Origin of the sequence: Halobacillus shinanisalinarum (genome assembly GCF_022919835.1) — a bacterium.
In the GTDB taxonomy this organism is placed as follows: domain Bacteria; phylum Bacillota; class Bacilli; order Bacillales; family Halobacillaceae; genus Halobacillus_A; species Halobacillus_A shinanisalinarum.
The window spans coordinates 2,574,330-2,589,428 of record NZ_CP095074.1; the positions used below are offsets into that span (position 1 = coordinate 2,574,330).

Here is a 15,099-nt window from a genome sequence, read left to right on the forward strand (position 1 = left end):
TAACACACTTAAATTGGAATAAAAAGGAGTGATCACTTATTTTTGCTAGTCCTTAGAGAGCAAGTACAGCATCAGAAAATGTATTGACTTTTCGGATGTAGGAAGCTACCTGTTAAGAATTGGATTGGCGGGACTTTAGTTTTATAATTTTCTTTAAAAGTAAACCGGTTACTACCCCGGGTATCAAGGACAAAATGGGTAGCCAAATGGGACCTAATAATATACCCATGATTCTTAAATCTGGAGAATAGATAAGTCCAATGGTTACGGAGTAGGCAGAAAATGCAAATGGCATAAACGAGAAAGGTTTTCCCCCACCCCCTGCATCTTTATAAGCATCCCACATCGCAAAGAAATACAAACAAGGATAGAACATCAACCAGCCATAATTGGTTTGCTGAATTGCGGTTTTTATATCCCCGTGGAAACTTAGAAGAATTACCTTATTAAAATTTGACTGAACGTTAATTAAAAATTCCAATCCAATGAAAAGCATGCCTTTTAAGAACTTACCGTTTAAAATTTGCCCAAATCCTGGTAACGCAATACTCCAAAAAAGTTTTTCATATTTATGGTTTTGTTTCATATGATCCATCCAAGTTATTGTAAATGTTTTTTCATATTTTTCCTATACTAATTTTCGTGTGATGCTCGAAACGCTAAAATTCCGTGTTGACCGGTCTTTATTTGCCTTGTCCTTTTGATAATTTTGTTCTGTCCACTGCTTGGGGAGGCTCTTCCATCCAACCGTGTTTGATGATGATTTTCCCTCCGTCTTTGGCAAAATCGAAGGTGTTAGTCATCATTTGACCCATTTTTAAAAGCAGGTCACTGCGAAAGCTAAACGCTGCTCCAACTGAGTTACTTCCCATACCAAACATCGATAACAGATTTGTGATATACATCATAACTTTGTCTGAAAACGGTGAGATAGTGGAGTTAGTTACGATTCCTGTCCACGTAGAAGATGCTTGTACATCACTCTCTAATAAAAGGTCCTCCATGGTGGAAACTACTTTTTCCGCAAGTTTTTTTCCTCGTTGAAAATACTGTTTGACTTCTGGATTATCAGCAACTTGTGCAAAACCAGTCATCAATTGCGCCCCCGTAATGTTTGCCTCTAGCGCTTGGTGCACTAAACCAATTTCAACTGTATTAAGCACGCGTTTCTTTCCAAAGGGGCTCAAGCCGCTTGTATAACTGGTGTCCTCGACGAATTCAACCTCGTTCGGCATAGGTACACTGGGAGGACGTGCTAAAACACCTTTTTTTAGTAGGGATTTGGTGCATTTGTTGTAAATCGTTTGACTATCTGAAGTAAAATCATTGTATAAATTACAAATGTCTTCCCGATAAGACATCCCCGAATGCAATGCATAAAGACCAATCAAAATCTTACTCAGCAAACGAAAATACATTAAATAAAACTGATCGTCAAATAAACGAGGGGCCTGATGGTCAATATCTTTTTCTGTAAAGGCTACAGGAATGGCAACGCCCTCGTTTTGAAAAATCGCTTTAATAGCATTTATATTTTTCGTTTCTATACTTTGGGCAGATTGTAATACAGTTCGAGTTTCTTCGTCGTCAGAGTTTTTAATAAAGCGTTCCACTATACGCAACTTCATTGACTTCTCCTGATATGCTTGCCAAAGATTTCCTAATTCTGTAGACGATAAAGGGATGTTGCTAGTCATGTTAGACCTCCATATCAAAATGTTTTATTTTATTATGCACGTTTAGTTCCTTTTTATTAGGTATTTCCCATGTAGGTGATTCCAAGATGTCATTTTTCGTTTACAACGGAAGTTTTTATTCCCATTCAATAGTTAAGCAATACCAGCTAATAGAAGCTCTCTGCTTGTTAAACATAAGGGCTCAATAATGGGAGAACAGTATTTTGTCTTTTAAGGTTATCTTGAAATCAAGTCTTCAGGAAACGGGGCGCGTTTATCGAATAACGCGTCCTTCTGTATAGGACTATTTTGCGGAATAAAACATAAAACCTTTAGGGGTGATAAAATGGGTAGAGATAACGAAACACCTGAAGAAAGAAGAGAGAGGCTAAGACAAAAAGAATTAAACAATCCTTCCAGTAGTATACACGGGAGCATTCTTGCTGATTTAGTCGGTGGTTTAGGATGGAAAGGTACTGGAATACTTATTCTTGTATTAATATTAGCTGTTATAATATATGCCATTTTCCTCCACTATACCAGCTAATAGAAGGTCAACAGGTAGGACTAAAAAAGATAAAAAAGTCATGTTACAATAAAATTGACCACACCAAAGAAGCTTCAAAGAAATAATTTTGAAGTTTTTGGCTGAAATGTATATTATTTGTTGATTACTACATTTTAAAAGCCTCTTTACGTTTTAACAATGCATATATCCAATGAATGAGCTTGTTTGCGCATGCTATGATAGCGACTTTGTGTGGTTTGCCTTCTTCACGTTTCTTTTCATAGAACTCTTTCAGCTTGGGATTGCGGTTTTTGGTTAAGCCGCATTGGACAGCTGTATAGAGTATTTGACGAAGACGGGATGAACCTCTTTTTGTAATGGTATTGATCGTTGCTTTGAACTTACCAGATTCGTGAACACTGGGATCAATTCCCGCGTAGGCAACGAGTTTCTTGGGGTGATTAAACTGATCGATTTCCCCAATTTCGGAGATGATTGTGGCGGCAATCTTTCCGCCGATACCTGGGATCGATTGGATCAATCTATATTCTTCAAATTCTTCTGCCAGGGCATCTATCTCTTCCTCTAGTTTGGATAGGTGCTCTTGGTATTGGAAAAGCATTTGAATATACATGTTTAGACTCACGGTATGACTCCTGTATAAATTACATTTGAAAGGGTCACGCTTAGCTGCATCTTTTAGTTTATGAGCTTTCTCTAAACACCAGGATTGAGAGCGTTTTGCCCCACCTTGAAGAATCACCTGGGCGATATCATCTACTTTTTCATCCCTCACATCTTTAGAAGTTGGGTAACGACGTAAAGTTGTTAATGATGTAGGTGAATATAAATCTCCGAAGACTCCTTTATACTCTGGGAATACCTGATCCAATATAGTCTGAAATTGGAGTTTAATTTGAACATACGTTCCGGTTAGAGAATCATGTTGCCTCGATAAATTACGCAAATTCATCGTACGTACACTTTTCTTCTGAAAGGCTTCGAGGTCGTCTTCTTTATAGTATAACTCACCTAAAAGAAAAGCATCGATAACGTCTGTCTTTACCTTCCTCAAGCTTGTCTTCTTAGCTTCGTGAGAGATAACGGGATTGATTAAATAGTAAGTGATTTGCTGTTCTTCTAAAAACTGAAGAACGGGTTCATGATAATGTCCCGTCGATTCAAAAATGACAACCGGAGGTTGCCCGGAAGCCTGCTCGACCTCCTGATAGAACCTGTGAAATTCATGCAAACCTAATACATCATGCGTAAATTTAAAGCTCTTCTTGTAAGGATTTTTCTTCTGTAAAAAGGCTTGGACTTGGCTTTCTCCTTTTGCGATATCCAGGCCAATGACTGGATCCATAAGTTACCACATCTCCCTTTATAGATTCACCGGTAACCCCTAACCTATCTTGTAGTTTCATAGCTTCGCTTGTTATACGGGATCGTTGTCCCAACCAGCCTCAAACATGTTTCTACAAGTAGGGGGTGGACAGTATTGCGGACGGGATCAAGTCCCACGGGCGCGAACGTCCTACCCCGGCTACCTCAAGAATAAAACCTATGAAACATAGGTCAACCAGAAATGACTGGCTGACCTTATAATACGAAGGGCGCGATTGCTTAATAAAAAGTAATGGGCCTATATTCTGATGATGAATTGACTTATTATAAACATTAGAAGTAAAATACCGATTCCTAATACGCCATATCCAAAGCGTTTACGTTCCGATAAATGCTCCCCTTTTATCTCTTTCCAACTAGGATAGAAAAAACTGATTACTCGGACAGCTATAATGCCGATAGCCACTAAAACGACAGCTAGTACTTCCATAAGAATGACTCCTTTCTACAATACTTAGTTACCTTATGCTTACTAAGTAAAACAAAATGGAGCGATATTTGGTCTTTTGTGGATTCATCTCGAAGCTGATTCCTATAGAAACGGGGCGCTTTAATGAAAGAGAGGCTTGTAAATAATGGGGAAATTAACACAAAAAAAGAAGAATCAACAAAGGGCTTCCTTTATTCTTTTGGCCATTGTTATTATTCTTGGTCCAGCCTTACATAATCATTTTGATACGATAAATATTTTAGTTATAGCTGCTCTAATTTTTGTGGCGGTTCTATTTATTGTCGGAAGGGTATCAGAAAGAGGAGAATGATTCTTTTGGCCTGACTTATTTTTAAATTACTCAAGATACGGGCGCGCTTGTCGAACAAGGCGCCCTTCTGTTTATGGCCATTTTGCGGAATAAAACATAAAACCTTAGGGGTGATAAAATGAGCAGAGATAACGAAACACCTGAGGAAAGAAGAGAGAGGCTAAGACAAAAAGAACTAAACAATCCTTCCAGTAGTGTACACGGGAGCATTCTTTCTGATTTAGTCGGTGGTTTAGGATGGAAAGGTACTGGAATACTTATTCTTGTACTAATATTTGCTGTTATAATATATGCCATTTTCTTCCGTTAAAGGGGCGCGATTGTCTAGTATGACAGTCTCCTCAGGAATGGGAAGGTTAACTGGAGGGATAATATGATCTTCTTCAAAAGTTATTTAAAAGATTTGCTTCCATATATCATTGTGTACTGATTATTATGTTTGACTTGCTTTTTCATGTAAATTGGATAAATATGTTTTACAATTTAACCTGTGAGGTGAATGCATGTTTCAATGGCTTACAGAGGTCGATAAACCTATTGTTAATAGAAATAAAGATAGACATAGTGATCTTAAGATAGAAACATTAAAGGAAAAGAATAATAAAAATGAAATTTCCGATATTTTCTTATTTGTTGCTTCACCAGATACTATATTTAATATAAACTTTCTTACGATGCTACGCACTCCTACAAGTTTTTCGTTGAGTGTAATTTTAAATGAAATTGCGCCCCATTATGAAAAGGTACAAATGATAAAAATGAATGACATTGTTACAAAAATCAATCTTAAATTCTTAAAGAGTCATTCACAAAAGCTATTAAAGGAAGCCCTATTTAAAGAAACAAAAGATAGCATAATAAATGATATTTATAGGACCGATAAGCTATATATTCCAACGCATGAAACAAAGCTTAAATATTTTAAAGTAAAGTGTAAATACATACAACCTGTTTCACATACGGACTTTGAAAGGGTAATGGACTTTATCGATAGTTCCTTTCTTTCGAGTGGTGAATCATTTTCGTTAAGACCCTCTGGATGGGTACTAGAAGATGGGTTAAGAAATTCAATCGCGATTAGAACCTTTTCCTCCTTTTCAAAAGAAATAATTTTGGTAGTTGACTCCATAGACAATACAGTTATTGCTATGGATATATATAAATGATCTTGGCGTACGTTTTTACGTTTTCCGCGTTTTGCTGGCTGTCCCCCATGCCCATCAAGCTAGCATTAATGAAGGGGCAGAATAGAGCCGTTTTTGCAAAGCAATGTCTATGCTACTGAAAAAAAGGCATACCAAATAAGCCTGAGACAGGCTATTTTTTAAAAATTACGCTGCTTTCTTTTGGCACGTGGTATACTGATAGACAACACCCAATATATCAAAGACTGTTTTTTTCTCGTATCGGTGAGACTTTCGCCCGTTTTTCTGTAGGAGGGCAAATAGGCGAAACAGGACCTTTGATAGCTCTTGGGTGCCTTTTTGTATCGATTGAAACAGTAATACAAAATAATCTTTAATGATATAAATGGCTTTATATTCGCTAAGTTCTTGTTTTTTCTTGGTGAGAAGTATCTGACGCATTTGAAACATGGTGGAAGAACAAAGGAGGATAGCAATGAGTTGACCATAGAGATGACATTCTAAGCGCTCTTTTTTGATTTCTTTACAATGATCGATTTCAAAGAAGGATTTCCATGTCTTAAACAGGATTTCAATTTGCCACCGTAAAGAGTAAAGATCGTGAATGTGTTCCATTGGAACATCTTCGGGTGATGCATTGGTTATGTATACATTCATCGCACTCAATCGTTTACTCCGTTCCTTCATAACAATCCCTTTCTTTTTCTCCTTTACCGCATGATTTTCCAATCGTGTTCGGGTTTGCTCTTCCGTAAGTCGGTGGATAATGACTCTAGTCGGCAGCTTTTGATTTTTCCCAATATAAACATTTGAGATTTCATGGGTTTGTCCTGGCTTTAATTGATGCATGATCTCTTCCATATCTAATTGAATATATTCGGTTTGTTTTTTGAGTGTTCCATTTTTGAAGTATTCAGGGTTAGGGTTCTTTAGATAAACCCGAGTGTTTAATTTTAAACGAGAGATATAAGAAGCGCCCTTCTCGTCCATCTGATGGAGGTCATTTAGGTCAAAATATCCTAAATCACGTACACATAAGTCACCTGTTTGTACCGTCTGTAAGCATGTGGAACCGTAGGTTCGATCATTTTCTTTACCTGGACCCGAATGAACATGGAGGAATTGGCCACTGAGAAGATCATATTCCAGTTGAATTTTCACGCCAGCCGTATGGCTACTGCCTCCAGATCCTTGATAGGTTTTAGCAAAAACATCTGGCAATTGAAAGGTCGTAGAATCCAAGATTCGTATACTACGAAACTGTGAAACGTAACGATGAGAAAGAACCTGAGAAGTAGACAACTTTTTAGTAAGTAAGGTAGCGAAAACATGTCGTAAGAGCTCGACAGCCGTAGGGTTAAATCGTTGATTAAGTCCTTCAGGACTCATTAAAACTCCCGTTGAAGATTCTAAACAACTACATAGCTGTGCCAGGGAAGTGCTCGCTACTTTTTGGCTTAACCACACGCATAGCGCTATTAAATCTTTGGCCTGGTACTTACTCGTCCTTTGAACAAAACCGACTTCTTTGGCCAGCTGTTGGAGAACTTTTGGAGACAAGGATCGTTGTAGTTCCTGTGAAAAGAGAGTCAGTTCATCTGAAATTTCACGACTCATAAAAAAACACCATCCTTTTCCATATATTACTGAAAGGATAGCGCTTTTTTCGTTTTGGGGGTAGTCATTTGCCTTAACTTGATGGGCATGGGGTACTGCCAACATTTTGACGTTTGACTCACGCAAAGAGAATTCTGACCTAAAAAATTCGATTTCCTGTCTGTAAGAAACCGACATTTAGGTAGCTTCTTTAGTAAAGCCCCGGTGTGCAAAAATATGGAACGATCCAATTAATAGGTGTTTGGGGGCAACTTTAATGTGTTTCCATTAGGTTGGATCTTTTTTGGAAAAATAACGAATAACGAGTTTGACCCACACGCAAAGTGGCCCTTGGATAAGCAAGTCATGGTTATCAAATGTTTAACAATCATAAGGAAGTCATTTTAAAACCGTTATCCTATTAGTTTATATGGATGAATTAACAAGTTAGCATAATTGCGAACCCTAAGCGAAATGGATTTCCACACTGTGTATAGAAGTCTTTTTGTCTGTTATTATTTAGATTATTGGATAATTCAGCTCGTAGCTTGGGTAGCAATAGTATGGTGGTCTCAGTCCAATTTTTGGCATAGGCCAGGAATCTTCCATATAGTCCATCTTTACTTTTTCATTTGAATGGTTTACTAGCAATAGCTTTACTTGTGGATTAAATTCATACCTCAAAATGGTAACCCCCTTCCATTAGGAATGTGTGGATTCTCCTCCATCAACATGAAGAACTTGACCAGTAACAAAACGAGAATCTTCAGAAGCAAGATAGACAAAGGTTGGTGCGAGTTCAAATGGATGGGCAACTCGTTCCATTGGATTAAATGCTCCATATACAGCGACTTGGTCTGACGAAAAACTTGCTGGAATAAGTGGAGTCCAAATTCGGCCGGGAGCGACGGCATTGACTCGGATCCCTTGTTTCACGACATTTTTAGCCAAGGCACGTGTCCAACCAACTATTGCGCCTTTTGTGGCTGTATAATCAATCATTTGCTGCTCACCTACATACGTCACCACTGAAGTAGTGCCAATGATTGAGCTGCCTGGTTTTAAATGAGGAAGCGCTGCTCTTGTTGTGTAAAAATGAGAGTATATATTAACTTTGAAGGTGTCATCGAATTGCTCATCTGTAATGTCAAGCAGGCTTAGTTGTTGGAATTGGATACCAACGTGGTTACAAAGAATATCGAGACGTCCAAACGTATTTACTGTTTGTTCTACAATGGAGATACACTGTTGTTTGTCTCGCAAGTCACCAGGCATTAGAAAACAACGTTGTCCGAGTTGTTCAATCCTTGCTTTTGTTCGGTTTGCGTCTTCGTGTTCATCTAAATAAGCGATGGCAACATTTGCGCCTTCTTTAGCAAATGCAATTGCTACTGCTGCACCAATACCACTGTCCCCCCTGTAATAAGTGCTACTTTTCCTGTTAACTTTCCACTCCCTTCATAGTTCGGGTTTTCGATAATTGGGAGGGGGACCATCAATTTTTCCACTCCGGGATGGCGCAGCTGGCGCTGTTCAGGTAAACTTATCGGAATTTCTTCGTAACGTGTGATTTTCCCATAGTTAGGGTACATGGGATAAGGTTGAGTTTTCATATTCGCTTTAAACATTTCTTGCATTTGCTTTATTAGCTCTAATTGACGACTTTGATCCTTTTGATCCATTGAAACCTCCTATAGAAATAATTTTCTTCTATAGAATGTTTATGTTGTTCATTACAAATAAAGTATAAAGAATGTGAAAAAAGTTATTTACTTTCAACACAGAAAAACCCCCGTGATCTTCTAACTGTATTTGGCAATCAGCAATCTTCTAACGCTGGTATACATATTCATACTTCAGGAACTTGACAGGGAGCCTCTATGGTCAAGAAATGTGGCAAGAGAGCAAGAATGCGTCTTGCATGGCCACCCAGCCTAAAGTGTATTAACACTAAGCTTATTGCATACGCTCGATTGCCTAAAGGTTCATTTATTAATTGCCACAAACATTCGGCATTATCACACCTCGCAATTAGCTTTAATATTTTATAGTTTACGCATAATTACTGGTTATTAACAGATTATAATGATGTAAACTCTATTTATTGGAGGCTATATGCTTATGAAAGCAGTGACATACCAAGGAAAAAACTCTATCAGTGTAAAACAAGTGGATGACCCTACTATTCAAGACCGTGAAGATGTCATTGTAAAAATAACTTCCACTGCAATATGTGGTTCCGATTTACACCTTTACAAAGGAGACTTTCCTCTTCCAATTGGTTATGTTATTGGACATGAACCAATGGGGATTGTGGAAGAAGTTGGACCAGACGTAAACAAAGTGAAAAAAGGAGATCGAGTAGTTATCCCATTTACGGTTGCATGTGGTACATGTCCATATTGCTCTCAACATCAAGAAAGTCAATGTGATAACTCCAATCCTCATTATGATTCAGGTGGACTATTAGGTTACTCGGAAAAGTACGGTAACTATCCTGGTGGACAGGCTGAATATCTTCGTGTTCCTTTTGGAAATTACACACCTTTTCTTATTCCTGAAAACTGCGAACTGGAGGATGACCAGTTGCTTTTCTTGTCCGATGTTTTGCCGACAGCGTACTGGAGTGTAGAACATGCAGGTGTTAAAGAGGGAGATACGGTTATTGTTCTAGGTAGTGGACCTGTTGGTTTACTGACGCAGCAATTTGCATGGAAAAAAGGAGCAAAAAGAGTGATTGCGGTTGATTATTATGACTATCGCTTGCATCATTCAAAAAAAATAAATCAAACAGAAACATTTGATTTCACAAAAGACAAAGACATGGGTGAAACGTTAAAAGAAATTACCAAGGGTGGAGCTGATGTAGTCATTGACTGTGTTGGTATGGACGGAAAGAAATCACCATTAGAATTTGTGGAACAAAAACTGAAGTTGCAAGGCGGAACACTTGGACCGATACAAATTGCAACGAAAGCAGTCAAAAAGTGTGGAACTGTACAATTAACGGGTGTTTATGGTGGTCTTTATAATATGTTCCCATTAGGACCTTTCTTTTCAAGGAATGTCAACCTTAGGATGGGACAAGCACCTGCTCGTGGATATATGCCAAAGTTATACGATATGGTTGTCAATAATGAGATTGACCCAACCTCAATTATTACCCATAAACTATCGTTGGATGAAGCGAAACATGGCTATGATATTTTCAATAAACGAGAAGACAATTGTATAAAAGTCATATTAAAGCCATAGGAAAAGTTTATTATTTTGTTGTGCTGAGCTAGACAACAAAAAGGGGTGAGGGGTGACCTCATCCTTTTTACATTGATTGATTGTTATATTAATTTAGCTAAAGTAATTAAAGTTTAATTCCCCACTCCCTCTTTTCTAAACAATCTGGCCCGTCGTATTATTGAATAACGCGTCCTTACTAATTGGGCATTTTCTGGAATAATCAGGGCAAAGATGCAGTGTAACAAGCAACTGCGTATGTCTTTTAAATTTTTTTGCAAAATAAGAGGAAATACATAAAACGTGTCGAATATAACTTCTTACAGGAGGTGTAAACTATGGAAAAAATATCTTTAGATTCAGGTTTTGGTTATAACTTAGAATACCCGTTGGAAAGTGAAGTCGGAATCTTTTGTACTCTTAAGAAAGATGATAACGACCGTTATGTCGTGATGGAATATTTACCTCATTATCCTTTCCGCAAAGTCCTTCAATCACAAATCCACACCATTGAAGACCACGCTAAAGACTTCTTACTTAGTCAATTATCGGATATTGAAGCAGGGAAATATGATAAAACAAGTCCATTATTAATTGAATTATATGGTACCGAAAAACCCTCCGCATGAGGGTTTTTTTCGTTTCAAAGAATTACCTGTATACATAAGAGGTCTTCTTTTTGTTATAACGGGAACACACGTTCCTGTTTTGGGGAGTTGAGGAAATGGAATGTTTTATTACTCGTTCATATGAGGAACAGAAAAAGCTTGAAATGATCTACTTAGCGAATGATGAGCAATTATCTCAAAGAGTCATTAGAGTGTTAGCGATACAAGATAACTTAATTCTTGCTTATTGCTACTCCAGGAATCAAATACGGACCTTTAAAAAGAAAAATGTTATGTCTGTGTATCCATATAAGCCAAAAAAGAAAGTAGGGGCATAGTCATGGATTCAAATGATAGAAGAACGAAGAAGTGGACCTCCCTCATGATTCCAGACCATGTAAAGGAAGTCTGGAAAGAAGATGAGCGTGAAGGAAAAAAGATTTTGGATGAGCAAAAGGTTGAGGAAATAGCCTTTGCACTCCAAGAGCTCGTGGTGATGGGTTACCAGTAGAAATCAAACATCACAATGGATTTAATTACAACACATCCAAAGCAAAGATAAAGGAGTTTGATCCCAATACAAAGAAGATAAGGTGCGCTGATCTCAATAAAGATCATTTCATCATTAAATTTGATGACATATTTGATGTGAAATTTTATTAAGAATTAAAGCGAGAACAAGATAGAGACACTATAAAAATACGGATTGATCCTTTTAAAATAGCCAAAAAAATAGGATTGTTGAGTTTTTCTCGACAGATGCATAAAGCGTGTCTTAGGACACGTTCTATTTTTTTTCTTTCTCCTCAAGTTCTTTGGATTTCCTTAACAGATATTGAAAGTAACTTTCCAACTCCCGGATTTGCTCTGGACCCATAGCTTTCCATTTTTCTAAATCAAAAAAAGCCGCATCTTCTATCCCGTACTTATCCATGAGCTTATTTATTTCATCGATTGTATCGTATTCCTTTTCTTCTGATTCTTTTACAGTAGTTTCAGACCTGCCCAATAAATAATCGACGCTCACATCTAATGCATTAGCGAGACTAATAAGCATCTCATTTGAAGGCGTACTATAACCATTTTCGTAGTTGCTAATTGTACCCTTTGTCGTTTTAATCTCATTTGCTAATTTACTTTGAGTGAGTCCCTTGGTTTTTCTAGAATATTTAAGTCTTTGTGAGAGCATTTTTACTATCCTTTCACTTTTTCATGTACAAGATTATTGTACCATCTTTCTACTCATTTATAGATATTTTTAACTAAAGTACAAGAATATTGTTTTTTAGTGTTGACATACAAGAATCTTGTACATATAATTAAGTACAAGATATTCATACTAAGGAGGTGAAACAATGAAGAACAAACGTTTAAAAGAGGCAAGGATTCAAGCCAACATGAGCCAAACTCAACTTTCTGAATGCTTGGGTTACAAGGGTAAACAAAGTGTAGCTAATTGGGAAAATGGATATTCAACACCTACTCTTAAAGTAGCTATATGTTTAGCAGAGGTTTTGGGAAAAGATGTCTCTTATTTGTTTGGTCATAAAGTACAAGTTTCTCATACGAAAAAACGAGAAATTAAGATTTAACGAAAGAAAGGAAATGATTTAATTGTTTGAAGCAAAATTACACCCTGAAGCTGATTTCAATAATAAGGTGTACGATATTTTTTATAATATTGCAAAAAAAGCTCAAGAAGACGTTCAAAAAGAAACAGAGCTTCCATATTTGTTAGATCGAACTAAGTTAGCCAAATATGTTTTTAATGTAAGTGTACAGTCTTTAGACGCTCATATTTTAAAACGAAAAGATTTTCCAAAAGTTCATGTTGGAGGTCGAACGCTTTACCCTAAAGATTTAGTAATGATCTGGATTAGAGACCATGTTGAGGTGTCTGATCAAACAGCTCCAGAAAGAAATTTTGGCGTGATATAAATCTATAAATCTATCATAAATTATCTATTTACCAGTACTGGTACAAACGAAGGGGTGAATCCAATTAATTATAGTAAAGCTGCAGACATTATGAAGAAAACAAGGAAAAGAATTAATAAAACACAGCAGCAACTGGCAATTGACATGCTTCAATCTAGAGAGTACATCTCAAAGCAGGAGAGGGGAGAACGGAAGATTCCCCCTGTAACTACCAAATATTTTGTAGATAAGTATAATAGTCCACGGCTAGCACTCGAAGCAGTTAATGAATACATTGGATGGGGGATTACACAGTTAGATAGCCCGAGAGCTAATAATGATAAATATTTTCTTCAGTTGTTACTAGAGAAAGAGTTACTGGAAGCACTTGAAACCATTGCTCAAGTGAAATGGAAGGAAGATTTAGATTATGTTCACTCTATGGAATTACAAAATATTCATAGATCTGCTGAGACAATGGCTAGTGTGGTTCACTTCTCAACGCTTTACTTAACAAGTTTATGTGAAGCATATAATATCAGCTGGTTAAAGGTCTGGAGAAAACATCATTCTGATTTAAAGACATTGGGCTATCATTTTATAATTAGATAAGGAAAGAGGTGAAAGTATGCAGGGGTGGGTAAAGCTTCATCGTAAGATCCTTCATAGCGAAATTTTTGAAAATGAAAAAATGCTGAAAGTTTTCATTTATTGCTTAACAAAATCAAGTCATAAACTAGCTGAATCTAGAGTGGGGAGACAAAAAGTACAGCTGGAACCAGGTCAATTTATTTTTGGAAGGAAAAAGGCTGCATCTGAATTAAACATGAAAGAATCAACTGTTCGAGACTATCTAGAAATCTTGCAGGAAGATGGTGTGATTAGTATTCATTCCACCAACAAATATAGTGTTATAACCGTTGATAACTGGGCAATTTATCAATCTAACGAAGAAGATTATGACAACAAATCGACACCAAAAAAACAACAAGTGAACAGCACCTTGCCATCAGAAGGACAACAAAAAGACACATACAAGAATGAACAAGAACTTAAAGAAGTTAAGAATGTAAAAGAATTTATATCTACATCTTCAACTGGCCACGCACGGAGGGATGCCATTCAATTTTATCAAAACAACTTTGGTATGATTCGTCCTCAAATCTCTGAGGAGCTCTTAGCTTGGAGTGAAGATCTTGGAGAACAAATGGTTATTGAAGCTATGAGACGTTCTTTAGACCGCAATAAGCCTAGCTGGGGCTATGTCAAAAGTATTCTTCATTCTTGGGTAAACAAAGGAGTGAACACGTTGTCACAGGCGCAGGAAGAAGAAGTTGAGTTTAAGAATCAGCAGGGTAACAATAGAGAGGTCTCTAAACGATTCTATTCCCAGGAAGTCTTGCCGGAGTGGTTTAAAACGCGAGAGCAGCAACAAAGTGAGGAAGAAAAGCCGAAGAAACAACCAAGTCTTGAGAGTACGGCCCGAACCATTGAGCTTGGGATTAAGTTGAAGAGATCTCTAGGGAATATCCTTGAAGCCATTGATTATAGATATGACTTATCAGAAGATGATTTGATAGCTATTCGTGAAGAGGAAAGGTCACCAATAGAAATCCTACAATCCAAGTCAAATTTGAAGGCTGTAGGTAATCCTTAAAGTTCAGTTTTGATATTTGAGGGGGGAATTTTATGGGGAAGAATAAACATTTCGCTTTTTATGACATTTCATCACTAGCTGATAATATTAAAACCTTTGAGGGAAAACGGTATGATGTTCATGGTCTTTGGGCCGTCGATAGAGAAGGTCATTATGAAAGACTAGCAAATATCTATTATCGTATTAGGACAGTGAAAGATGACAACTTTAGGACGATTGCTAAACGAAGAAATCCCAAGAGTGAATTACAGGCGTTCATGTAGATGACGATTCTAATACGTGCTTAAACAGCACACATTGATCTTTGACAAATATATATCTATGCTAGGAATGGAATGTGGTCACAGAACGTTCCTAGCAGTCGATAATTGGTTCGATGCGTGGTACGTGAAATGCATCTAGTGACCCGGTATGCGTTGTATTGATGATGGTGGCTTTTGAGAAGATGAGGTGAGAATCCGACGAAATCTTCAAAGAAGAAACCTAGATACATAAAGTTCTTCGTTTAAGCTAGAAACGTTGTACATTGCAGAGCTTCATGAAAGTCATGATGCAGTCTGCATAGGGTTGATTGTATCCAGCCATAAACA

General features: G+C 37.3%; 21 protein-coding genes and 1 pseudogene. 14 read left to right on the forward strand and 8 right to left on the reverse strand.

Annotated elements, in window-relative coordinates:
• Positions 1 to 112: 112 nt before the first annotated feature.
• Both MUO14_RS12800 and MUO14_RS12805 read right to left on the reverse strand, forming a co-directional pair.
• On the reverse strand, positions 113 to 586 hold the full coding sequence (locus MUO14_RS12800) for a hypothetical protein (RefSeq protein ID WP_163527823.1): 474 nt from the start codon (positions 584 to 586) through the stop codon (positions 113 to 115).
• A 97-nt stretch (positions 587 to 683) separates the two neighbouring features.
• Positions 684 to 1,697 carry a DUF3231 family protein gene (locus MUO14_RS12805; RefSeq protein ID WP_244751079.1) on the reverse strand — a complete coding sequence of 338 codons (1,014 nt, stop codon included), beginning with the start codon at positions 1,695 to 1,697 and terminating at the stop codon, positions 684 to 686.
• 325 nt (positions 1,698 to 2,022) lie between these two features.
• On the opposite strand from MUO14_RS12805, the gene MUO14_RS12810 reads away from it, so the two are divergent.
• Complete coding sequence (locus tag MUO14_RS12810) at positions 2,023 to 2,223, forward strand: DUF6366 family protein (RefSeq protein WP_244751080.1); 201 nt, start codon at positions 2,023 to 2,025, stop codon at positions 2,221 to 2,223.
• Positions 2,224 to 2,350: 127 nt separating this feature from the next.
• Here the strand turns inward: MUO14_RS12810 and MUO14_RS12815 are convergent, their stop codons facing one another.
• Positions 2,351 to 3,550, reverse strand: coding sequence for an IS110 family RNA-guided transposase (locus tag MUO14_RS12815; protein ID WP_244751081.1), 1,200 nt, complete (start codon positions 3,548 to 3,550; stop codon positions 2,351 to 2,353).
• A gap of 279 nt (positions 3,551 to 3,829) precedes the next feature.
• Positions 3,830 to 4,021 carry a hypothetical protein gene (locus MUO14_RS12820; protein ID WP_244751082.1) on the reverse strand — a complete coding sequence of 64 codons (192 nt, stop codon included), beginning with the start codon at positions 4,019 to 4,021 and terminating at the stop codon, positions 3,830 to 3,832.
• A gap of 145 nt (positions 4,022 to 4,166) precedes the next feature.
• On the opposite strand from MUO14_RS12820, the gene MUO14_RS12825 reads away from it, so the two are divergent.
• From MUO14_RS12825 to MUO14_RS12835, 3 genes are all read left to right on the forward strand, one after another.
• Positions 4,167 to 4,352: a hypothetical protein gene (locus MUO14_RS12825; protein ID WP_244751083.1), complete on the forward strand. Its 186-nt coding sequence runs from the start codon at positions 4,167 to 4,169 to the stop codon at positions 4,350 to 4,352.
• A 118-nt stretch (positions 4,353 to 4,470) separates the two neighbouring features.
• Positions 4,471 to 4,662 (forward strand): DUF6366 family protein, encoded by a 192-nt coding sequence (locus MUO14_RS12830; RefSeq protein WP_163527825.1) that lies wholly within the window; start codon positions 4,471 to 4,473, stop codon positions 4,660 to 4,662.
• A gap of 193 nt (positions 4,663 to 4,855) precedes the next feature.
• Entirely contained in the window at positions 4,856 to 5,518 is a 663-nt protein-coding gene (locus tag MUO14_RS12835) for a hypothetical protein (RefSeq protein ID WP_244751084.1), read from the forward strand.
• Between the two features lie 165 nt (positions 5,519 to 5,683).
• On the opposite strand, the gene MUO14_RS12840 is transcribed toward MUO14_RS12835, so the two are convergent.
• The 3 genes and pseudogenes from MUO14_RS12840 to MUO14_RS12850 form a co-directional block, all read right to left on the reverse strand.
• On the reverse strand, positions 5,684 to 7,114 hold the full coding sequence (locus MUO14_RS12840) for an IS4 family transposase (protein ID WP_244751085.1): 1,431 nt from the start codon (positions 7,112 to 7,114) through the stop codon (positions 5,684 to 5,686).
• Positions 7,115 to 7,612: 498 nt separating this feature from the next.
• A complete protein-coding gene (locus MUO14_RS12845; protein WP_244751086.1) occupies positions 7,613 to 7,777 on the reverse strand; it encodes a hypothetical protein in 165 nt (54 codons plus the stop codon).
• Between the two features lie 18 nt (positions 7,778 to 7,795).
• Positions 7,796 to 8,775: pseudogene (locus MUO14_RS12850) on the reverse strand (SDR family oxidoreductase).
• A gap of 439 nt (positions 8,776 to 9,214) precedes the next feature.
• Here MUO14_RS12850 and MUO14_RS12855 point away from each other — a divergent pair.
• The 5 genes from MUO14_RS12855 (at position 9,215) to MUO14_RS12875 (ending at position 11,598) form a co-directional block, all read left to right on the forward strand.
• Positions 9,215 to 10,348, forward strand: coding sequence for a zinc-dependent alcohol dehydrogenase (locus MUO14_RS12855; RefSeq protein ID WP_244751087.1), 1,134 nt, complete (start codon positions 9,215 to 9,217; stop codon positions 10,346 to 10,348).
• A 317-nt stretch (positions 10,349 to 10,665) separates the two neighbouring features.
• Entirely contained in the window at positions 10,666 to 10,956 is a 291-nt protein-coding gene (locus tag MUO14_RS12860) for a hypothetical protein (protein WP_244751088.1), read from the forward strand.
• A gap of 95 nt (positions 10,957 to 11,051) precedes the next feature.
• Entirely contained in the window at positions 11,052 to 11,273 is a 222-nt protein-coding gene (locus MUO14_RS12865; RefSeq protein WP_244751089.1) for a hypothetical protein, read from the forward strand.
• Positions 11,274 to 11,275: 2 nt separating this feature from the next.
• Entirely contained in the window at positions 11,276 to 11,446 is a 171-nt protein-coding gene (locus tag MUO14_RS12870; RefSeq protein ID WP_244751090.1) for a YolD-like family protein, read from the forward strand.
• A 2-nt stretch (positions 11,447 to 11,448) separates the two neighbouring features.
• Entirely contained in the window at positions 11,449 to 11,598 is a 150-nt protein-coding gene (locus MUO14_RS12875; protein WP_244755578.1) for a YolD-like family protein, read from the forward strand.
• A gap of 124 nt (positions 11,599 to 11,722) precedes the next feature.
• Here MUO14_RS12875 and MUO14_RS12880 read toward each other — a convergent pair whose 3' ends face one another.
• The gene (locus MUO14_RS12880; RefSeq protein ID WP_244751091.1) at positions 11,723 to 12,124 is read right to left on the reverse strand and encodes a helix-turn-helix domain-containing protein; all 402 of its coding nucleotides are present in this window, start codon (positions 12,122 to 12,124) and stop codon (positions 11,723 to 11,725) included.
• A 166-nt stretch (positions 12,125 to 12,290) separates the two neighbouring features.
• Here MUO14_RS12880 and MUO14_RS12885 point away from each other — a divergent pair, with 166 nt between their 5' ends.
• The 5 genes from MUO14_RS12885 (at position 12,291) to MUO14_RS12905 (ending at position 14,772) form a co-directional block, all read left to right on the forward strand.
• Positions 12,291 to 12,527 (forward strand): helix-turn-helix transcriptional regulator, encoded by a 237-nt coding sequence (locus MUO14_RS12885; protein ID WP_244751092.1) that lies wholly within the window; start codon positions 12,291 to 12,293, stop codon positions 12,525 to 12,527.
• A 22-nt stretch (positions 12,528 to 12,549) separates the two neighbouring features.
• A complete protein-coding gene (locus tag MUO14_RS12890; RefSeq protein WP_244751093.1) occupies positions 12,550 to 12,873 on the forward strand; it encodes a DNA-binding protein in 324 nt (107 codons plus the stop codon).
• Between the two features lie 90 nt (positions 12,874 to 12,963).
• Positions 12,964 to 13,464 (forward strand): helix-turn-helix transcriptional regulator, encoded by a 501-nt coding sequence (locus MUO14_RS12895; protein ID WP_244751094.1) that lies wholly within the window; start codon positions 12,964 to 12,966, stop codon positions 13,462 to 13,464.
• A 16-nt stretch (positions 13,465 to 13,480) separates the two neighbouring features.
• Complete coding sequence (locus MUO14_RS12900; RefSeq protein ID WP_244751095.1) at positions 13,481 to 14,509, forward strand: DnaD domain-containing protein; 1,029 nt, start codon at positions 13,481 to 13,483, stop codon at positions 14,507 to 14,509.
• Between the two features lie 32 nt (positions 14,510 to 14,541).
• Positions 14,542 to 14,772, forward strand: a complete 231-nt coding sequence (locus tag MUO14_RS12905; protein WP_244751096.1) for a hypothetical protein — start codon at positions 14,542 to 14,544, stop codon at positions 14,770 to 14,772.
• Positions 14,773 to 15,099 lie beyond the last annotated feature (327 nt).